The following is a 20,102-nucleotide window of genomic DNA, read 5'->3' as shown; positions in this document are numbered from 1 at the left end:
GAACGTCCCATCCCGCCCGGCCCCTCGCGGGGCCCCCGATCGTGACCGCCCGACGGTTGCGGGCTCTTGCCAGACGTGCCTGCCGTGCGTGCTGCCTGCCGCGCCCGTGGTGGTGCCGTACCGCGCCCTCGCACTGGCGTGCCATCGTCGCGGACGATCCGTCAGATTCCCAACTCCCGCTCTCCGGCGGCCCGGAGCGGGATCCCGACGGCATCCGCGTGCTGAACGTAATGCCCCGCGAGGTGCCCGCGGGAGCGCCCCTGGCGAAACGCCACCTTTCGCCACCCCCAGGAGTGAACCGAAGTCAGGGGGCACACGCTTCACTAGGTAGTCCCGACGGTCCGGCATATGCGGGCCGCCAAGTCGCCCGGACCATCCCGGGAGACCCGGCAGGACCAGCAATCCACCGCAGCCGCAGGCGAGTTCAGCGCCCACTCCGGGCGGCAACAGTCCCGCGCACACGACGATCCGGCATCCGCGCCGCCCCGACAAGGCGGCGCCCGAGGCGCACCACCGGAACAGGCGCACGCCACGCGCTGCGCGCCGCCACCGCACTACGCACCACACACCTGACAATCGACACACAGTCACCGTCCCGTAACCATCGGCAACGAGAACCTGTTGGGGGAGGCATGGACAACCTGTTCGGCGAACTTCGACTGGGGAGCCTGCGGCTGGCACCGCTGGGCGCGCGCCGCCGCACCAAGGTCACCGCGTCCCAGGCCGCCGCGGAGTACACCGGCCGCTGGGGCTGGGCGGTCGCCACCGGCGACCCGGCCACCGGCATCCCGGGCTCCGGCGCCACCGCCCCGACCCGCTGTCCCTGCGGAGCCGCCCGCTGCGCCGCGCCCGGCCTGCACCCCGTGCCGGGCGGCGAGGGCCGGGCCCGCACCGGACGGGCCGAGGCCTCGGTCCTGTTCCCCACCGGCCGGGCCTTCGACGTGCTGGACGTCCCCGAGCAGGCCGGCCTGCAGGCGCTGGTCCGGCTGGAGCGGATGGGCACCCAGGTCGGCCCGGTGCTGTCCGCCCCCACCGGACGGCTGCAGTTCCTGGTCGCCGCCGGCACCGCCCGCCGCCTGCCCGACCTGCTCTACCGGATGGGCTGGGACGACGCGGCGCTCGACCTCACCTGCCACGGCGAGGGCAGCTACGTCGCCGCCCCGCCGACCGTCCTCGGCGGCCTCGGCCCGGTCCGCTGGCTGCGCCGCCCCACCCGCGACAACGCCGGCTGCCCGCCCGAGGCCCGGCTGCTGCTCGGCACCCTCGCCTACGCGTGCCACCGCGGCCGCGAGCGCACCGCCGAGCCGGCCTGGATCGCCTCCTAGCAGACCCCCGCCCGGACCCGGGCAGCCGGAAGGGCCCGCCCCGAGCGGAGCGGACCCTTCGGAAGAGCGGCCTGCGGGAGGCCGGCGGGGAGCCTCAGTCCCCGATCAGCGCGTCCACGAACGCGCCCGGCTCGAACGGCGCCAGGTCGTCCGCGCCCTCGCCCAGACCGATCAGCTTGACCGGCACGCCCAGCTCGCGCTGGACCGCGACCACGATGCCGCCCTTGGCGGTGCCGTCCAGCTTGGTCAGCACGATGCCGGTGATGTCGACCACCTCGGCGAACACCCGGGCCTGGATCAGGCCGTTCTGGCCGGTGGTGGCGTCCAGCACCAGCAGCACCTCGTCCACCGGGCCGTGCTTCTCGACGACCCGCTTGACCTTGCCCAGCTCGTCCATCAGGCCGGTCTTGGTGTGCAGTCGGCCGGCGGTGTCGATCAGCACGGTGTCCACGCCCTCGGCGATGCCCTCCTTGACCGCGTCGAAGGCGATCGAGGCCGGGTCCCCGCCCTCCGGGCCGCGCACGGTGCGCGCACCGACCCGCTCGCCCCAGGTCTGCAGCTGGTCGGCGGCGGCGGCACGGAAGGTGTCGGCGGCGCCGAGCACCACCGTGCGGCCGTCGGCGACCAGCACACGGGCCAGCTTGCCGGTGGTGGTGGTCTTGCCGACGCCGTTGACGCCGACGACCAGGACCACGGCCGGGCCCTCCTCGTGCTTGGTGGAGCGGACGCCGCGGTCGGCGTCCTTGCCGATCAGCTCGACCAGCTCCTCGCGCAGCAGCCCGCGGAGTTCCTCGGGCGTGCGGGTGCCGAGCACCTTCACCCGGGTGCGCAGCCGCTCGACCAGCTCCTGGGTGGGGGCGACGCCGACGTCGGCGGTGAGCAGGGTGTCCTCGATCTCCTCCCAGGTGTCCTCGTCCAGGTGCTCGCGGGAGAGCAGCGAGAGCAGGCCCTTGCCGAGCGAGTTCTGCGAGCGGGAGAGCCGCGAGCGCAGCCGGACCAGTCGGCCGGCGGTGGGCTCGGGAACCTCGACGGCGGGGGCCGCCTCGGCCTCGGAAGGCTCGACCTCGACGACCTCGACGGCCTCGGGAGCTTCGGGAGCCTCGGCGGCCGGAGGCTCCGCCGGGAGTTCCACCTCCTCGACGGTGCGCCTGGGCTCCTCGGTCGGCGGCGCGGACTCCTCGCCGACCTGGGGCTCCTGCGGGGTGGGCTTCGGCGCCGTGATGACCGGCGCCTGCGACTTCGGGGGCAGCTGCTGGCGTCGTCTGCCGGAAACGACGAGGCCCGCGATCGCACCGATGGCGATCACGGCGATGACTACGGCAAGGATCACGTATTCCATAACGCCAACCAGTATCCGCGACCGGAGCCCGGATGGACCGCAGCCGGACTACGCCGATACGGTCCGAACCGTCCGCGGCCGCCGTTCCCGGTGCTCCTCCCGCAGCCGCTGGCTGATCACCTGCGAGATGCCGTCGCCCTTCATCGTCACGCCGTAGAGCGCGTCGGCGGACTCCATGGTCAGCTTCTGGTGGGTGATCACGATCAGCTGGGAGCTCTCCCGCAGCTCCTCCATGATCCCGATCAGCCGGCGCAGGTTGGTCTCGTCCAGCGCCGCCTCCACCTCGTCCATCACGTAGAACGGGCTGGGCCTGGCCTTGAAGATCGCCACCAGCAGCGCCACCGCGGTCAGCGAGCGCTCGCCGCCGGACAGCAGCGACAGCCGCTTGACCTTCTTGCCCGGCGGGCGGGCCTCCACCTCGACCCCGGTGGCGAGCATGTCGTCCGGGTCGGTCAGCACCAGCCGGCCCTCCCCGCCCGGGAAGAGCCGGGCGAAGACGCCCTCGAACTGGGCGGCCGTGTCGTGGTACGCCGAGGTGAACAACTGCTCGACCCGCTGGTCCACGTCCCGGACGATGTCCAGCAGGTCGCGCCGGCTGCGCCTGAGGTCGTCCAGCTGCTCCCCCAGGAACCGGTGCCGCTCCTCCAGCGCGGCGAACTCCTCCAGCGCCAGCGGGTTGACCTTGCCGAGCTGCTGGTACGCCTTCTCCGCGGCCTTCAGCCGCTTCTCCTGCTCAGCCCGGACGTACGGGTACGGCTCCCCCGGTTCCTGGCCCTCCTCGGGCGTCGCGGGCGGGACGGGCCGGGCCGGTCCGTACGCGGCGAGCAGTTCGCCGCCGTCGATGCCGAACTCCTCCAGCGCCCGGGCCTCCAGCTGCTCGATCCGCAGCCGCTTCTCCGCCCGCAGCACCTCGTCCCGGTGCCCGGCGTCGACCAGCTTGTCGAGCTCCTCCTTGAGGCCGCGGCCGTGCTCGCGGTGCTCCCGCAGCTCCTCCTCGCGCTCGGCGCGCGCCCGTTCGGCGGCCTCCCGCCCGGCGTCCGCGCGGGCCAGCGACACCTCCAGGCAGGCCAGCAGCTGCCGGGCGCCGGTGGCGACGGCGTTCGCCACCCCGGCGTCGTGCTCGGCTCGGCGCCGGCGCTCCGCGGCCCGGTCGCGGGCCTCGCGCTCGGCCCGGGCGGCCCGGTCCAGCTGGTCCGCCCGCCCGGCCAGCGCGCGGACCCGCTCCTCGTGGGTGCGCACGGCCAGCCTGGCCTCCAGCTCGGCCTGCCGGGCGGTGCTCGCCGCCTCCGCCAGCCGCTGCTGCTCGGCGGTGTCCGGCTCGTCCTCCCCCGCGTCCGCCGACTCCTCGGCCGTGGCCAGGCGTTCCGCCAACTCCTCGGCATTGCCCAGCAGATCGGCCAGGCCCTGCTCGGCGCGCGCGGCGGCGGCCGACAGCCGGTCGGCCTCCCCGGCGGCGGCGCGGGCCTGCCCGCCGAGGCGGCCGAGCGCGCCCGCGACCCGGGCCCGCTCCTTCTCCGCCTGCCGCCGCAGCTCGCCGAGCCGTTCCAGCTCGGCGGCCGACTCCCCGCGCCGGTCCGTGAGTTCGGCCAGCAGCTCGGTCGACTCGGCGCAGCGGACGGTGAGTTCCCCGATCGCGCGGGCCGCCTCGTCCACCGCGGCCTGGGTCTCCAGTAGGCTCGGCGCGCCGGCGGAGCCCCCGTGCGCGAAGCCGGCGCCCAGCCGGTCCCCGTCGGCGGTGACGGCGGTGACGACGGGCAGCCCACGGCGCCCGGCAGGCTCTGCGGGCTGCCCGTCGACCAGGCGCAGCGCCGCGTCCAGGTCCGCGACCACCGCCACCCCGGCCAGCAGCTGCCGCACGGCGGCGAGCAACTCCGGCGGACCGTCGACGAGTTCGGCGGCCCAGCGGGCGCCGTCCGGCAACTCTCCTGCCTCGTAGGCCACTTCGTCAGCACCGGCGATCAGCAGCGCGGCCCGCCCGGCGTCGTCGGCGCGCAGCAGCCGCAGCGCCTCGGCGGCGGCGGTCGGCGAGTCCACGGCCACCGCGTCGGCCGCCGCGCCGAGCGCCGCCGCGACCGGCACCTCGTACCCGGCCTCGATCCGCAGCAGCGCCGCGGCCGGGCCGAGCAGCCCGCCCAGCCGCTCCCCCGCCGCCAGCAGCGTGCCGGTGCCGTCCTTGCGGCGCAGCCCCAGCGAGAGCGCCTCGTGCCGTGCGGTGAGCCCGGCCCGCTCGCGCTCGGCGGCGCCGGCCGCCTCCCGGGCGGCGGCGAGTTCCCGTTCGACGGCGGCCAGGCGCTCCCGCGCCTCCCGGTACCCGGCCTCGGTCTGCTCGTCGTCGCCGGCCGCACCGTCCACCTGCTGCTGGAGCTCGTCCAGCTCGCCCTGCGCGGCCTCGGCGCGGAGCAGCGCCTCATCCCTGGCCTCGGCGAGCCGTCCGATCTCGGCCTGGGCCGCGGCGGCCTCGGAGCGGGCGGCGGCGGCCTGCCCCTGCAGCCGGGCCAGGCCCTCCCGCCGGTCGGCGATGGCCCGGGCGGCGTCCCGCAGCCGGCACTCCTCGGCGGCCAGCTCGCGCTCCAGCCCGTCCTTGCACTCGACCGCCTCGGCCAGCGCGTACCGGGCCTCCTCCAGCGCCTCGGCCAGCGCCGCCTCCTCCTCGCGGATCCCGGCGGCCTCCCGCTCCAGCTCCTGCGGGTCGCGTCCGCGCCGCTCCTCGGTCCGTCCCCCGGCGGCGGCGTGCCGGGCCCGCGCCTCGGCCAGCCCGACGGTGCCGCGGGTGCGCTCGGCGAGCGCGGAGAGCCGGTACCAGGTCTGCCGGGCGGCCTCCAGGCTCGGCCCGAGCTGTCGGACCTGGGCGTCCAGGACGTGCTCGCGCTGCACCGCGCGGGCCAGCTCCTGCTCGACGGTGGTCCGGCGCAGCCGCAGCGCCAGCTCGTCCGCGACCTCGGCCTCGACGGCCCGGCGGAGCGTGGACAGGTCGTCGGCGAGCAGTCGCAGCCGGGCGTCGCGCAGCTCGGCCTGGATCCCGGCGGCGCGGCGGGCGATCCGGGCCTGCCGGCCGAGCGGCCCGAGCTGGCGGCGCAGCTCGGCCACCAGGTCCTGGACCCGATCGAGGTTGACCTGCATCGCGTCCAGCTTCCGCAGCGCCTTCTCCTTGCGCTTGCGGTGCTTGAGGACGCCGGCCGCCTCCTCGATGAAGGCGCGCCTGCCCATCGGGTCGGCGTGCAGGACGGAGTCCAGCTGGCCCTGCCCGACGATGACGTGCATCTCGCGGCCGATGCCGGAGTCGGAGAGCAGTTCCTGGATGTCCAGCAGGCGGCAGGTCTCGCCGTTGAGCGCGTACTCGCTGCCGCCGTTGCGGAACATCGTGCGGGTGATGGTCACCTCGGCGTAGTCGATCGGCAGGGCGCCGTCGCCGTTGTCGATGGTGAGGCTGACCTCGGCGCGGCCGAGCGGGGCGCGCCCGCTGGTCCCGGCGAAGATGACGTCCTCCATCTTGCCGCCGCGCAGCGACTTGGCCCCCTGCTCGCCCATCACCCAGGACAGCGCGTCGACCACGTTCGACTTGCCGGAGCCGTTCGGGCCGACCACGCAGGTGATGCCCGGCTCGAAGCGCAGGGTGGTGCTGGAGGCGAAGGACTTGAACCCGCGCAGCGTCAGACTCTTCAGGTGCACGCGGCCGGTCTCCTCATCGCTCGCCGGGGCCCAGCGAGCGACTGTATCCGGAGTCGGACACGACGAAGGGACGCCACATCCGGGCGTCCCTTGCAAGCTGCGTCCCTTTCGGGGCGGCTCAGTGCACAGCGGCGTCGATCTGCGAGGACCGGGCGGGACTCAGGTGAGAGCCGGCTCCCGCTGATCCAGATCGATGCTGTTGAGCAGCGAGTGCTCGTCAGCGACAGCGGTGAGAGCGTCGTTCTCAGCCTGCATCCGAAGGAGCTCGGCTTCAAGGTCCTGGACGCGCTGCTGGAGCCGTCGCATCTCGGAGAGCATTCGCGGGTCGGGGCCGCCGACGTACCCGAGAAGCGCCTTTGCCATGATGAATGGTCCTCCACGCTGAGTGACCGAACCGGAATGGTTCAGGTCTAGGGGGAAGGGGGACGCACGCGCGGCGCGCCGCCGGAAGTGCTGGCTGGGCACTACGGCACAACCACCGTGAGCTGGGCTCACGGGGGCATGCGCCTGCCGGATTGACGCGGTCGTGTGCGCGGGCTTCCAGCGTCTCACCAAAGACGGAAAGGGTCAACACGATCACCGCACGCTACCGCGCCCCTGTCACCTGCCCGGCGGTGTGGTCACGCCTGGGGGGTCTTCGGGAGGGGTCCACCACGTGCTCGTGGATCATCGTTCGATGCGGAGTCAACCACGAGTCTGCCCGGATGGCAACCTCGTGACACCGCCGGTTCCGGATCTTTTCCCGACGGGCCCGGCGGCGGGCCCGCGGGCAGCGGCTCAGCGGATCTCGAAACCCTCGTAACCAGGGCCGACGGCCGTCCAGATCTCGGTCACGCCGCTGACGTTCCCCGGGGTCCCGGGGCCGCGCAGCCGGGCCAGCAACTGCTCGCAGTCGCCCGCGAGACCCTCCGCGACGACCTGCACCCGGCCGTCGCCGAGGTTGCTCGCGTAGCCGGTCAAGCCGATCTCCAGCGCCCGTGCCCTGGTCCACCAGCGGAACCCGACCTGCTGGACCTTCCCCCGGACCCAGGCGGTGACCCGGACCGGTTCCTCACTGTGGGCGTCGCGACCGTGCATGCCCCGACCCTAGCCGCCCGCGTGCCCGGTCACCGCCCGGGCCCGGCCCCCGGAACGCCGACGGCCCCACCGGAGGAACCGACGGGGCCGCGCGGGCCGGGCGCTCGGGCCGGGGCTACCAGTCCCCGCCGCCGCCGAAGTCACCGCCACTGGTGAAGTCGCCGCCGCTGAAGTCGCCCGCGTTGAAGTCGGCCCCGGTGTAGTCGCCGCCCTCGTACTGGTCCTGGTAGCCGTGGCCGCCGTCCGCCATCGGCGACGCGTAGGCCGGGCTGCTCATCATCGAGCCGAGCATGGTGCCGACCAGCAGGCCGGGCAGCAGGCCGCCGCCGAAGCTGCTGTAGTAGCCGCCCGCGTACGGGGCGTACGCCGGGCCGGCGTTCCAGTACGGCTGCGGGCCGTACTCGGTGTCCACGGTGCGGACCGCCGGGTCGAGGCCGGCCGCCACCCGGTCCGCGTCCGCCTGGCAGACCGGGACGGAGCGGGCGGAGCCGCCGGCCGGGGCCCAGTCGACGTCCTTGACGGACGGGCCGTGACGCGGGTCCATGAAGCACGGGGGCCGGCGCTCGGGCAGCGGGCGCCCGCCCCGCCGGGCGCTCAGGGTGGCCAGCGCGAACCGGCCGTCCTCGATCGCCTCGGTGACCTGCTTGACGTCGTCCGGCCGCTTGGCCTCCTCCATCAGGCGCTTGGACTTCTCGTACGCGTCCAGGGCGTGGGTGTAATCGGTGCGCTGGGCGTCGTCGGCGTCCGCCGCGGCCGGGTCGAAGTCGAGCCGGTCCAGCTCCTCGCCGAAGGCGGTGATGTCCTCGTCGACCACCCGGCGCACCTGCTCCAGCTCGGCCCGGGCCTGCTCCTCCTTGCGCTTCTTGGCGCGCCGGAAGAGGAAGAAGACTCCGGCTCCCGCCAGGGCCACCAGCACGACCGGGATGACCACCCAGGCGATCGAGGTGCTGTGGTTGACGCCCTGGCCCTTGGTCTGCGGAGCGGCCTGGTCCACGAAGTCGTTCAGGGTGGCGTCGATGTCGCCGCCGTGGGCGCGGGCGACGGCGCCGGAGATCCGCGGGGCGACGCCGGCGGCCATCGCGCCCTTGTCCGCCTTGGCCAGGAAGCCGTCGCCGCGCCAGACCGCGTACACGCCGTCGATGCCGACCAGAGTGCGGAGGTCGGTGACGACCGTCTCCTTGCCGTAGGCGGGCGAGTCGGGCACGACCGCGACGAAGATCGGCTTGTCGGCCTTGTCGATCTTCTTGGTCAGGGCATCCGCCTGGGCCTGGCTGAAGCGGTCGGTCATCGCCGGGTCGACGTAGACCTTGCCCTTCTTGAGGGCGGCGGAGGCGTCGCTCAGCCCGCCCGCGGCCGAGGCGGCCGGCGCCAGCAGGAGCAGCAGCCCGAGCAGCGCCGCCACCAGGGCAAGCGGCCCGGTGCCCCGGGAACGTCGTGCAAGGGTTCTCATGTCCCCGACGCTACCGTGAGCCGCGTCGGAGCACGCCATACCCTTCGCATACTGGTAGGGACGGGACACCCCGCCGTCCGCCGGGTCAGGTCCCCTTCCCGGGGATGATGTTCCCCCCGGCCGACCCTGACGCGGGCGGGGCGGGGGAACCGCCGCAGGCCCCCGGACGTAGGTCCGGGCGGGCCCGGCCCGGCTCCGGGGCGCCACAGGGGGCGTGCCGACCGTACCGGGCGAACGGGCATAGTGGTCCCGGACCACCGGTCCCATTGCCTTTCCTTTACCCGGCCCGTTCTCGACCCACCTCCCGATCGGAGCACTTGGTGATCATCGGCCTCGTCACCGCCGTGGCGGCATCCGCCTGCTACGGCACCGGCTCGGTCCTGCAGGCCGTCGGATCCCGCCGTTCCGCCCGGGAGGAGGCCGCCAAGGGCGCCACCACCTCGACCACCGAGCACGGCGGACCGAGCCTGTCCTCGACCGCGAAGGCCGCCGTCACCTGGGAGTTCATCCTCGGCACGGTGCTCGACCTGATCGGCTTCGGGCTCGGCGCACTGGCCGCCCGGCTGCTGCCGCTGTTCCTCTCCCAGACCATCATCAGCGCCAACCTGGTGATCACCGCGCTGCTCAGCATCAAGCTGCTGGGCCTGCGGCTCAAGCAGCTGGAGTGGGCCTCGATCGGCGTGCTCTGCTCGGCGCTGGTGCTGCTGGCCGTCTCGGCGGGCCCGGAGGGCGGCCACCACGCGGCGATGTCCTTCCACTGGTGGCTGCTGATCATCACCACCGTGGTGCTGGGCGGCGGCAGCCTGCTGGTGCGCCGGATGGGCGCGAACGGCGCGATCGTCGCCGGTCTGCTCTCCGGTCTCGGCTTCGGCGCCCTGGGCGTCGGCGTGCGCATCCTGAACGGCGTCGACCCGTTCGAGCTCGGCACCCTGCTGTCCGACCCGGCGCTGTACGCGATCCTGGTCGGCGGCCTCGGCGGCATGTACATCCACACCGTGGCCCTGCAGATCGGCTCGGTGAACGGCGCGACGGCCGCACTGGTGGTCGGCGAGACGGTCCTGCCCGGCGCGGTCGGCGTGATCTGGCTCGGCGACTCCTCCAAGGCCGGCCTGGGCTGGCTCGGCGTGGTCGGCTTCCTGCTCGCGGTGGTGTCCGCGGTCGGGGTCGCCTACTTCGGCCAGGACACCCACGGCGCCCCCGACGGGGCGGACGCCGGGCATCCCGAGCTCGCCGGCCGCAAGTAGGCCGGGTCAGCCCCCGCTGCGGGCCCGCGGCACGCGCTGGCAGCGGGGGCAGAAGTAGCTGGAGCGGTTCATCCAGGCCGCCCGCCGGATCGGGGTGCCGCAGCGGCGGCAGGGCTCGTGCTCGCGACCGTAGGCGTCGAGGTCCCGGGAGAAGTAGCCGCTCTCGCCGTTCACGTTGACGTAGAGGCTGTCGAAGCTGGTGCCGCCGACGGCGAGCGCCGCGGTCATCACGTCCCGGGCGCTGGCCAGCAGGACGGCGGCCTGCGGGCGGGTCAGCGTCGGCGTCGGGCGGTCGTAGTGCAGCCTGGAGCGCCACAGGGCCTCGTCGGCGTAGATGTTGCCGACACCGCTGATCAGGGTCTGGTCGAGCAGCGCGCGCTTGACGGTGGTGCGCTTGGCGCGCAGCGCGGCCACGAAGGCCCCGTCGTCGAAGCGCGGGTCGAGCGGGTCGCGGGCGATGTGCGCGATGGAGACGGGCGTGCCCTCCGGGTCGCCCTCCTCGGCCTCCTCGACCGCCAGGCCGCCGAAGGTCCGCTGGTCGACGAAGCGCAGTTCGCGCCCGCCGTCGGCGAAGCGCAGCCGGACGCGCAGGTGCGTCTCGTCCGGCACCGACGGGTCCTGGACGAGCAGCTGGCCGCTCATCCCGAGGTGGCCGATCAGCGAGAAGCCCGTGCCGGTACCCGCCAGGGGCACCCACAGGTACTTGCCGCGCCGCTGCGCGGTGCCGAGGGTGGTGCCGGTCAGCCGGGCCGTGAAGTCGACCGCACCGGCCGGCTGGCGGCGCACCGCGCGCGGGTGCAGCACCTGGACGTCGGCGACGGTCCGCCCGGCGACCCAGGCGGCCAGACCGCGGCGGACGACCTCGACCTCGGGGAGTTCGGGCACGGGAAGGAGCCTCCTGCTTCGATACGGATCCGCAGGAGGAAAGGCTACTTCGCGATCACGCCCCGGCGGGAAGCCGGTCGGCGTACTTCTCCTTGATCGCGCGCCAGGCGCTCTCGGCGGCCTTCTGCTCGGCTTCCTTCTTCGAGCGGCCGACGCCGCTGCCGAAGTCCTCGCCGGCCACCCGGGCCGCGGCGGTGAAGGTCTTCTCGTGGTCCGGACCGGACTCCATGACCACGTACTCGGGAACCCCGATGCCCACCGAGGCGGTGAGCTCCTGCAGGCTGGTCTTCCAGTCCAGGCCGGCGCCCAGCTGAGAGGACTCCTCGATCAGCGGGTCGAACAGGCGGTGGACGAACTCGGTGGCGGCGTCCAGACCCTGGTCCAGGTAGACGGCCCCGATCACGGCCTCGACGGTGTCGGCGAGGATCGACGACTTGTCGCGGCCGCCGGTGCCCTCCTCGCCCTTGCCGAGGCGGATGAACGTGCCGAGGTCCAGACCCCGGCCGACGTCCGCGAGCGCGCGGGAGTTGACCACCGCGGCGCGCAGCTTGGCGAGCGTGCCCTCCGGGACGTCCGGGTGGACGCGGTAGAGGGTGTCGGTCACCACGAGGCCCAGCACCGAGTCGCCGAGGAACTCCAGGCGCTCGTTGGTGGGCAGACCCCCGTTCTCGTACGCGTACGAGCGGTGGGTCAGTGCACGTACCAGAAGGGCGCGCTCAAGCGTGTACCCGAGGCGCCCTTCCAGGACGTCGTATTCGGTCGAAGCCGGCCCGCCGGCCTTGCCGCCGCCCGAAGAACCCTTCGGGGCGGAGGACGCCTTGCGGGTGGAGTTACCGTCCGACATCGATCCGTACACCCCGCCGATCAGACCGAGAGGACCTGGCGACGGTTGTACGTGCCGCAGCTCGGGCACGCGATGTGCGCGAGCTTCGGCTCGTGGCAGCGGTCGCACGCCACGAGGGCCGGGGCAACGGCCTTCCAGTTGGACCGGCGGTGGCGCGTGTTGCTGCGCGACATCTTCCGCTTCGGAACAGCCACGGCTACTTCTCCTGGTTCTCGGCGAGACCCTCACGGGTGTCGCTGGTCTTGATCCCGTCACCCTCGTCGCCGGGGGCGGCGGAGAGTCCCTGCAGAGCCGCCCACCGGGGGTCGACGGCGTCGTGGTGGTGCGTCGGGTCGTCGCTCAGGCGCGCTCCGCATTCGGAGCACAGGCCCAGGCAGTCTTCCTGGCACACCGGCTGCAGCGGCAGTGCGAGCACCACCGCGTCACGCAGCACCGGCTGGAGGTCGAAGAAGTCGCCCTCCAGGCGGTAAGTCTCTTCTTCCGGGTCCTCGTCGAGGTCCTCGGTCCCGGTGGTCCGGGCGCGATGGCGCTCGTCGGACTCCGGGTAGTAGTACAGCTCCTGGAAGTCCACGTCGACGTCGAACTCGACGGGCTCCAGGCACCGGACGCACTCGCCCTCGACGTGGGCGTCGGCGGTGCCGGTGACCAGCACGCCCTCGACCACGGACTCCAGGCGGAGCTCCAGCTCGATCGGGCTCTTCTCCGGAACACCGATCACATCGATGATCCCGAAGCCCTCGGGGGCCTCCAGGGTCCGGGACACCTTGCGCATCGAACCCGGGCGACGACCGAGCTCGTGCGTGTCGAACACGAGGGGGTCGCGGTGGTCGAGGCGGTTCACGGTGTCCTGACTTCCATTGGAAACGATCGAGAGATTCCCCATACAGGTCGACCTTGCGCGGGCAAGCCGACGGCCGGACATGGGGATGCCGGAGTGGTCAGACTACCGGAGTCTCCCGCCAGGCCCAACTTCGGTCCCGTCAGGAGACTCCGCGACGGTCCGCTCAGCGGCCGCCGAGCTCCCGCAACCTGGTCATGTCGATCATGCTGGTGTCGAAGAAGCTGGTCTCGTCCAGGCCCTGCTGCTGCTGCGGCACGGCCGGCGGGGCGGCGGGCGGCTGCGGGTAGTTGTACCCGTCGTACTGCTGCGCGCCGTAGCCCTGCTGCTGGTGCTGGTGCTGGTGCTGCTGGTAGGCGTAGCCGTCCTGCTGCTGGGCCGGGTAGCCCTGCTGCTGGTAGCCGTCCTGCTGCCCGCCCCACTGGGTGTTGTACGGGTCCCCCTGGGCGGCCGGGTCGTAGCCGCCGCCGTACACCTCCGCGTACTGGCCGCCCTGCTGCTGGGCGGCGGCCGCGTACTGGTCGGCGCCGGGGTCCTGCCAGCCCGCCGCGGCCGGGGTCTGCTCGGGCCAGGTCTGCTGCTGCGGGACGTCCTCGCGGTACCAGGCGATGTCCTCGCCGTCGGCGTCCGTGGCGAAGCCGGCCGCCACCGCCTCGGCCCGCTCCTTGGCCTGCTGCGCCTCGTCGGCGGCGGCCAGGTAGGCGCCCAGCTCGTCGATGGGCCGCTTGCCGAGCAGCTTGTCGCGACCCTTGCCGACGGCCTCCAGGGTGGCGCTGAGCACGTTCTCCAGCGTGGCCAGCTTCACATCGACGTACTCGTCGACCTCGGGGCTCGGGCTGATCCGCTGCGGCCGGAACTCCTCACCGTCCGTCTCGCCGTCGTGCTCGGTCTCGAAGACGCCGGAGTCCCCGCGCAGCTTGGTGCGGCCGCGGCCGACCGCGCCGAGCGTCTTGGTCAGCACCACCTCGAAGTTGGCGAGCTTGCTGTCCACGTAGTCGTCGGCCTCGGCCCGCTTGGTGTCGACCTCGGACCGCGCCTCGGCGAGGATCCGGTCGGCCTGGGACTGGGCCTGGCGGACCACCTCGGTGTCCGAGATCAGCGAGCCGCGCTCGGCGTGCGCGCCCTGGATGATCCGCTCGGCCTCGGCCTGGGCGCCGGCCACCACCTGCTCGTGGTCGGCCATCACCGACTGGGCCTGGGCCAGTTCGGCGGGCAGGGCCGCCTTGAGGTCGTTGAGCAGGCCGATCAGCTCGGCCCGGTTCACCACGCAGGAGGCCGACATCGGCATCGAGCGGGCGTTCTCGACCGCCGCCACGATCTCGTCGACCTTGTTCTGCACGTCCACGGGGCTTCGTCTTTCCGTGTGCCGCCGACGGTCCGGCGGAGGCAGGCCCGGCGCGGTGGACCTCACCGCAGGGCAGGACTACAGACTGTACGGCCACCTCGGGGCACGGTCACAACACCCGAGCCGAACCGGCCTCCCGGCCATCGGACAAGACGTGACGAACCGGCAGAAAGGGACGTCCTGTCCCGGGAGGCCGACCGGCCGCCCACCGCTCCGCCTACTGCTCGGCCTTGCGCTCCGCGATCCGCTCGACCAGCCGGCGGTGCACCGTCTCGGGCAGCAGGTGCGAGACGTCGCCGCCGTACGAGGCGACCTCCTTGACCAGCGTCGAGGAGAGGAAGCTGTAGGTCGGCGAGGTCGGCAGGAACAGCGTCTCGACGCCGGTCAGCCCGTGGTTCATCTGGGCCATCTGCAGCTCGTAGTCGAAGTCGCTGACGGCGCGCAGGCCCTTGACGATCGCCGGGATGCCGCGCTCCCGGCAGAAGTCCACCAGCAGGCCGAGGTGCGACTCGACCACGATGTTGCCGTACTTGGCGGTGGTCTCCTCGATGAGCTCGATCCGCTCCTCGATGGTGAACATGCCCTGCTTGTTCCGGTTGATCGCGACCGCGACATGCACCACGTCGTAGAGCTTCGAGGCCCGCTCGATGATGTCCAGGTGACCGTTGGTGATCGGGTCGAACGACCCGGGGCAGACGGCTCGGCGCATGGCGTGTGTGCTCCCTCGTGGGGTGACGGCTCTTGCGGGCCCGCGGCCCGCTACTCCTGCTGGTCGGCCGCGGCGGCGCGACCGTACCAGAGCGTGCCCTCGCCGTAGCGGCGGGAGCGCAGTCCCTCGAAACCCCCGGGCCAGTCGAACTCGCCGCCGCGGGTGCTGCGCTCCACGGTGACGAGTGTGTCCTCCGCCAGCCAGCCCCCGGCCAGGAGTGTGATCAGCATCTCGCGGAGTTCCGCGTCCGTCACGGCGTACGGCGGGTCGAGGAACACCAGGTCGTACGGGCGCTGCGGGGGCGGCCCGGCGATCACCTTCTCCGCCTTCGCGGCGCGCACCTCGGCACCCGGGAGGCCGAGCGTGCGGACGTTCTCCCGGATCACCCGGGCCGCCTGGCTGTCCGCCTCGACCAGCAGGACGTGCTCGGCGCCGCGGGACAGCGCCTCCAGCCCGACCGCGCCCGATCCGCCGAACAGGTCGAGCATCCGGGCCCCGTGCACGGTGCCGCGCAGCGCCTCCAGGGTGGAGAACATCGCCTCGCGGGCCTTGTCGGAGGTCGGTCGGGTGCCCCGGCCGGGCGGTACGGCCAGCCGGCGGCCGCCGGCCGCCCCGGCGATCACGCGGGTCATGGTGGTGGGAGGTCCTTTCGTCGCTGCCCGACCACGCTATCCCGCCCGCCGCACCGGCCCCACACCGAGCGGGTGCGGCCCGGTGGACGGCTCCACCGGGCCGCACCCGCGCACTCGGGTGGTCAGCTCGCCTCGGAACCCACCGACTGGCCCGGGACCGACCCGCCGAGCAGGGCCGGCGAGGCGTAGCGGGACCAGGACAGGCAGCCGTCGGGCGGGCAGAACTCGGGGCGGCGCGGGTCGTGCCCGAGCTCGCGCAGCTTGGTCCGGACGGAGTCGGGCGTCCGGCCGAAGCGGGCGGCGATCCGGGCGACGGTCTCGCCGTCGTGGAAGCGCCGGACCAGCTCCTCCTCGTGCTGCGGCACCCAGGGGGCGCCGTGGCCGGGGTACAGCTCGCGCAGCACGTCGCGGTCGGGGATGGGCTCGGAGACGTCGGCGACGATCGCCAGCGCGCGCAGCGCGCGGTTCAGCGCGATCCGCAGCGAGGCGACGTCCTCGACCGGCAGGCGGAGCTTGCCCGAGGCGAGCGGCGCGGCCGCCGCACCCTCGCGCCAGCCGGTGAGGGTGAGGGTGACCTCGCGGTCGTCGTCGCTGGCGAGTTCGATCCGGAAGACCTTGTCGCCCAGCGGGAGCTCGTTGAGATGACGGAATGCCATGGCAGGACCCCCAAGTGTCGTGCCAGGTACGCACCTTGGAGGTGCGCCCTGAACACCTTCATTCTCTCCCGGGGGTCTGACAATCCGGCTCGTCCGAGGGGCCGCTCAGCCCTTCTCCATGTAGGCCGCGCGGTCCTCGTCGAGCAGGCTCTCCAGGGCGGTGCGCAGCTCCGGGTGGGCGGCCAGCTCCGGGTCCTCGGCGACCAGCCGGGTGGCCTCGGTCCGGGCGGTGAGGATGACCTCCTCGTCCTCCAGCACCGAGAGCACCTTGAGCGAGGACTTCACCCCGGACTGCGCCTGGCCCAGCACGTCGCCCTCGCGGCGCTGTTCGAGGTCGATCCGGGAGAGCTCGAAGCCGTCCAGGGTGCCGGCCACCGCGTCCAGCCGCGCGCGGGCGGGACTGCCGCCGGGCATCTCGCTGACCAGCAGGCACAGGCCCGGTGCGCTGCCGCGGCCGACCCGGCCGCGCAGCTGGTGGAGCTGGGAGACGCCGAAGCGGTCGGCGTCCATGATGACCATCGCGGTGGAGTTGGGGACGTTGACGCCGACCTCGATGACCGTGGTGGCGACCAGCACGTCCACCTCCCCCGCGGCGAACCGGCGCATCACGTCGTCCTTGGCGTCGGGCGCCAGCCGGCCGTGCAGGATCTCCACCCGCAGACCGGCGAGCGGCCCCTTGACCAGCTTCTCCGCGGTCTCCACCACGGAGAGCGGGGGCCGCCGTTCGTCGCTCGCGGCGCCGGCGTCGGCGACCTCCTCGAAGTCCTCCTCGGCCGCCTTCCGCTTCTTCTTCGCGGCCTTCGGATCGGCTGCGGGCTCCTCGTCCCCGATCCGGGGGCAGACCACGTACGCCTGGTGGCCCTTGTCGACCTCCTCGCGGACGCGCTCCCAGGCCCGGGTGAGGAAGTTGGGCTTCTCCAGCGCGGGGACGACGTGGGTGGAGATCGGCGAGCGGCCGGCCGGCAGCTGGTCCAGGACGGAGGTCTCCAGGTCCCCGAAGACCGTCATCGCGACGGTGCGCGGGATCGGGGTGGCCGTCATCACCAGCAGGTGCGGCGGCTGCTGCCCCTTGGCGCGCAGCGCGTCCCGCTGTTCGACGCCGAAGCGGTGCTGCTCGTCGACCACCACCAGGCCGAGGTCCTGGAACTCGACCTTGTCCTCGATCAGCGCGTGGGTGCCGATGGCGAGCCCGGCGTCCCCGCAGACCATGTCCAGCATCGCCTGGCGGCGCGCGGCGGTGCCCATCGAGCCGGTCAGCAGCACCACCCGGGTGGCGTGCTCGGAGCCGCCGAGCATGCCGCCCTCGGCGAGGTCCCCCATCATCTCGACGATCGAGCGGTGGTGCTGCTGGGCGAGCACCTCGGTAGGCGCGAGCAGCACGGCCTGGCCGCCCGCGTCCACCACGGCGAGCATCGCCCGCAGCGCGACCAGCGTCTTCCCGGAGCCGACCTCGCCCTGGAGCAGCCGGTGCATCGGGTGCTCGGTGGCCAGGTCGGCGGCGATCTCGGCGGAGACCTTCTGCTGGCCCTCGGTGAGGGTGAACGGCAGCCGGGCGTCGAAGGCGTCCAGCAGGCCGCCCGCCCGGGCCTTGCGCGGCTTGGCGGGCAGTGCGGAGTCCGCGGCCCTGCGCTGGGCCAGGGCGACCTGGAGGACGAAGGCCTCGTCCCAGCGCAGCCGGCTCTGGGCGCGCTCGCGGTCGGCCTGGCTGCGCGGGCGGTGGATCAGCTCCAGCGCCTCGGGCAACGGGATCAGGTCGTGCCGCTCGCGCAGTTCGGCGGGCAGCGGTTCGCCGACGTCGCCGAGGTGCTTGGTGAGCGCGGTCTCGATGCAGATCGACAGCTTCCAGCTGGGCATCTGCGCGCTGGCGCCGTACACCGGGATCAGCCGGCCGGCGAACTGCTTCGCGGCGTCGGAGCCGGCCTCCTCGTCGAGCAGCTGGTAGTCGGGCGAGACCAGCTGGCGGGTGCGGTTGAAGACGCCGACCTTGCCCGCGAACAGGCCCTGGGCGCCGGCCTTGAGCTCCTTCTGCCGCCAGCCCTGGTTGAAGAAGACCAGCGAGAGCCGGCTGCGGCCGTCGGTGACGACGACCTCCAGGCGGTCGCCCTTGCGGCCGCGGAACGGGATCAGGGTGACCTTCTCGATCCGGGCCAGCACGGTGACGTGCTCGTCGATCTCCAGGTCGTCCAGGCTGGTGAGCTGGCCGCGCTCGACGTAGCGGCGCGGATAGTGGTGCAGCAGGTCCCCGACCGTGCGCAGCTTGAGGCTGTCGGCGAGCACCTTCGCGGTGCGGTCGCCGACGAGTTTGGTCAGTGGTTCATCGAGAGCGCCCATCAGGGCCCTGTTTACACCACGGGACCGACGAACCGGGCCTCGCGCCGCCCGCCGCCGCGCCCGGACCGGCCGCTACTCCACGCCGATGAGCAGCGGCGCCGACTCCTGCCCGCCGTGGAACACCACCGCGTCCACCTCGGGCCGCCCGTGCCGCACGTGCGCGACCAGCCGTTCGGCCAGCGCCTCGTCGGTGCCGTCGCCGAGGACCAGGGTGACGAGTTCGCCGCCCGCGCCGAGCATCCGGTCCAGCACGCTCGCGCCGACCTCCTCCAGGCCGGTGCCGATCACCGCGACGTCGCCGTCGATCAGCCCGAGCACGTCCCCGGCCTGGCAGACCCCGGCCATCGTCCAGGACTCCCCCTCCGCGACGGCGAGTTCGGCGTACCGGGTGGCCCCGGCGGCGGAGGTCATGGCGACCACGTCCTCGTCGAAGCGGCGGCCGCCCTCGTGCACCGCGAGCGCCGCCAGGCCCTGCACCGGCGAGCGGGTGGGCAGCACGGCGATCCGGACGCCCTCCTCGCGCAACTGGTCGGCCGCGGCGCCGGCGGCGGCGCGCAGTTCCGGGTCGTTGAGCAGCAGGACGACCTCGCGGGCGGCCGAGCGGCGGACGGCGGCGGCGAGTTCGGCGCTGGCCGGCGGCCGGTCCGGGTCGGCGTGCAGGACGACGGCGCCGGCCTGCACGCACAGCTCGGCCAGGCCCTCGCCGGAGACCACCGAGAGCACCGCGCGCGCCCGCTCCTCGCGCTCGCCGCGCTCGGTGGAGGTGCCCGCCCTGGCGGCGGCCTCGGCGAAGTGCGTGATCCGGATCCGGTGCGGGCGCCCGGCCTCGACCCCGGCCTCCACGGCGGCGCCCGCGTCGTCCACGTGGACGTGCACGCTCCACAGGCCGTCGCCGCCGCCGACCACCAGGGAGTCGCCGAGCGCGCCGAGCCGCTCGCGCAGCACGGGGAGCGCCTCGTCGGGGGCGTCCAGCAGGTAGATGACCTCGAACGCCGGGTGGCCGGGGCCCACGGCGGGGGCATCGCGCAGCGATCCGGGCGAAGGGTGGTGGCGGGTGGCGGGTGGGCGCACGTGCGCCTCGCAGCCCTGCACGGCCCGGACGTCCCCGCGCAGCGCGACCGGCCCCATCGGCTGCTGCCCGGCGACGGCGTCGGCGAGTGCGCCGAGGACGGCGACCAGGCCCCGCCCGCCGGCGTCCACGACGCCGTTCTCGGCGAGCACGGCGAGCTGCTCCGGGGTGTGCCGCAGGGCGTCCCGGGCGGCCCGGTAGGCGGTGTCGGCGACCTGCGCGAGCCCGTCCCCGGCCCGGACGGCCTCCCGGGCGGCGACCCGGGCGACGGTCAGCAGGGTGCCCTCGACGGGCTCCGCGACGGCCTGGTAGGCGGAGTCGGCGGCCCGCTGCAGGGCGGCCCGCAGCTGTTCGGCGCCGCCGCCCTCGGCCAGCGTCTCGGCGGTGCCGCGCAGCCACTGGGCGAGGATCACGCCGGAGTTGCCGCGGGCGCCGACCAGCGCGCCGCGGGCCATCGCCCGGACCGCGTCGGCCAGTCCGGGGGCCGGGTCGGCGGCGGGGTCGGCGAAGCGGCTCTCCACCTCGGCGGCGGCGGACTCGACGGTCAGGTAGAGGTTGGTGCCGGTGTCGCCGTCCGGGACGGGATAGACGTTGAGCGCGTCGATCTCCTCGCGGGCCTGGCCGAGCGCGCGCAGGGCGAGCTGGCACCAGCTGCGCACGGCCGGCGCGTCGAGCGTGTGCAGCACCAG

The 20,102-nt window shown here is 73.9% G+C and carries 17 protein-coding genes; 2 read left to right on the top strand and 15 right to left on the bottom strand.

Annotated features, from left to right (window positions below):
• The first annotated feature begins 632 nt into the window (after positions 1-632).
• A complete protein-coding gene (locus ACZ7KX_RS35835) occupies positions 633-1,325 on the top strand; it encodes a bifunctional DNA primase/polymerase (protein WP_470330156.1) in 693 nt (230 codons plus the stop codon).
• A 94-nt stretch (positions 1,326-1,419) separates the two neighbouring features.
• On the opposite strand, the gene ftsY is transcribed toward ACZ7KX_RS35835, so the two are convergent.
• From ftsY to ACZ7KX_RS35810, 5 genes are all read right to left on the bottom strand, one after another.
• Positions 1,420-2,664: a signal recognition particle-docking protein FtsY gene (gene ftsY / locus ACZ7KX_RS35830; protein WP_470330155.1), complete on the bottom strand. Its 1,245-nt coding sequence runs from the start codon at positions 2,662-2,664 to the stop codon at positions 1,420-1,422.
• A 48-nt stretch (positions 2,665-2,712) separates the two neighbouring features.
• Complete coding sequence (gene smc / locus ACZ7KX_RS35825; protein ID WP_470330154.1) at positions 2,713-6,333, bottom strand: chromosome segregation protein SMC; 3,621 nt, start codon at positions 6,331-6,333, stop codon at positions 2,713-2,715.
• A gap of 159 nt (positions 6,334-6,492) precedes the next feature.
• Positions 6,493-6,696, bottom strand: a complete 204-nt coding sequence (locus ACZ7KX_RS35820; RefSeq protein WP_045702518.1) for a hypothetical protein — start codon at positions 6,694-6,696, stop codon at positions 6,493-6,495.
• A 414-nt stretch (positions 6,697-7,110) separates the two neighbouring features.
• Positions 7,111-7,410 (bottom strand): acylphosphatase, encoded by a 300-nt coding sequence (locus ACZ7KX_RS35815; protein WP_470330153.1) that lies wholly within the window; start codon positions 7,408-7,410, stop codon positions 7,111-7,113.
• Positions 7,411-7,525: 115 nt separating this feature from the next.
• On the bottom strand, positions 7,526-8,860 hold the full coding sequence (locus tag ACZ7KX_RS35810; RefSeq protein ID WP_470330152.1) for a hypothetical protein: 1,335 nt from the start codon (positions 8,858-8,860) through the stop codon (positions 7,526-7,528).
• A 320-nt stretch (positions 8,861-9,180) separates the two neighbouring features.
• On the opposite strand from ACZ7KX_RS35810, the gene ACZ7KX_RS35805 reads away from it, so the two are divergent.
• Positions 9,181-10,104 (top strand): DMT family protein, encoded by a 924-nt coding sequence (locus ACZ7KX_RS35805; protein WP_470330151.1) that lies wholly within the window; start codon positions 9,181-9,183, stop codon positions 10,102-10,104.
• Between the two features lie 6 nt (positions 10,105-10,110).
• On the opposite strand, the gene mutM is transcribed toward ACZ7KX_RS35805, so the two are convergent.
• From mutM to ACZ7KX_RS35755, 10 genes are all read right to left on the bottom strand, one after another.
• Positions 10,111-10,989 carry a bifunctional DNA-formamidopyrimidine glycosylase/DNA-(apurinic or apyrimidinic site) lyase gene (gene mutM / locus ACZ7KX_RS35800; RefSeq protein WP_470330150.1) on the bottom strand — a complete coding sequence of 293 codons (879 nt, stop codon included), beginning with the start codon at positions 10,987-10,989 and terminating at the stop codon, positions 10,111-10,113.
• A gap of 55 nt (positions 10,990-11,044) precedes the next feature.
• Positions 11,045-11,833: a ribonuclease III gene (rnc, locus tag ACZ7KX_RS35795; protein WP_470330149.1), complete on the bottom strand. Its 789-nt coding sequence runs from the start codon at positions 11,831-11,833 to the stop codon at positions 11,045-11,047.
• 20 nt (positions 11,834-11,853) lie between these two features.
• The gene (gene rpmF, locus ACZ7KX_RS35790) at positions 11,854-12,027 is read right to left on the bottom strand and encodes a 50S ribosomal protein L32 (RefSeq protein ID WP_030275709.1); all 174 of its coding nucleotides are present in this window, start codon (positions 12,025-12,027) and stop codon (positions 11,854-11,856) included.
• 2 nt (positions 12,028-12,029) lie between these two features.
• The gene (locus ACZ7KX_RS35785; RefSeq protein ID WP_396551910.1) at positions 12,030-12,674 is read right to left on the bottom strand and encodes a YceD family protein; all 645 of its coding nucleotides are present in this window, start codon (positions 12,672-12,674) and stop codon (positions 12,030-12,032) included.
• 163 nt (positions 12,675-12,837) lie between these two features.
• Positions 12,838-14,016 (bottom strand): ATP synthase F0 subunit B, encoded by a 1,179-nt coding sequence (locus ACZ7KX_RS35780; protein WP_470330148.1) that lies wholly within the window; start codon positions 14,014-14,016, stop codon positions 12,838-12,840.
• Positions 14,017-14,233: 217 nt separating this feature from the next.
• Positions 14,234-14,725 carry a pantetheine-phosphate adenylyltransferase gene (gene coaD, locus ACZ7KX_RS35775; RefSeq protein ID WP_350524607.1) on the bottom strand — a complete coding sequence of 164 codons (492 nt, stop codon included), beginning with the start codon at positions 14,723-14,725 and terminating at the stop codon, positions 14,234-14,236.
• Positions 14,726-14,775: 50 nt separating this feature from the next.
• Positions 14,776-15,357: a 16S rRNA (guanine(966)-N(2))-methyltransferase RsmD gene (rsmD, locus tag ACZ7KX_RS35770; RefSeq protein ID WP_470330147.1), complete on the bottom strand. Its 582-nt coding sequence runs from the start codon at positions 15,355-15,357 to the stop codon at positions 14,776-14,778.
• Positions 15,358-15,479: 122 nt separating this feature from the next.
• Positions 15,480-16,013: a hypothetical protein gene (locus ACZ7KX_RS35765; RefSeq protein WP_350524609.1), complete on the bottom strand. Its 534-nt coding sequence runs from the start codon at positions 16,011-16,013 to the stop codon at positions 15,480-15,482.
• 105 nt (positions 16,014-16,118) lie between these two features.
• Positions 16,119-18,344: an ATP-dependent DNA helicase RecG gene (gene recG, locus ACZ7KX_RS35760; protein WP_470330146.1), complete on the bottom strand. Its 2,226-nt coding sequence runs from the start codon at positions 18,342-18,344 to the stop codon at positions 16,119-16,121.
• A 72-nt stretch (positions 18,345-18,416) separates the two neighbouring features.
• Positions 18,417-20,099, bottom strand: coding sequence for a DAK2 domain-containing protein (locus ACZ7KX_RS35755; RefSeq protein ID WP_470330145.1), 1,683 nt, complete (start codon positions 20,097-20,099; stop codon positions 18,417-18,419).
• Between the last annotated feature and the right edge of the window lie 3 nt (positions 20,100-20,102).

It is taken from the genome of Kitasatospora sp. NPDC038210 (genome assembly GCF_055600605.1).
Note: the sequence above shows the minus strand (reverse complement) of the source record. Positions and strands in the feature narration are given on the sequence as shown.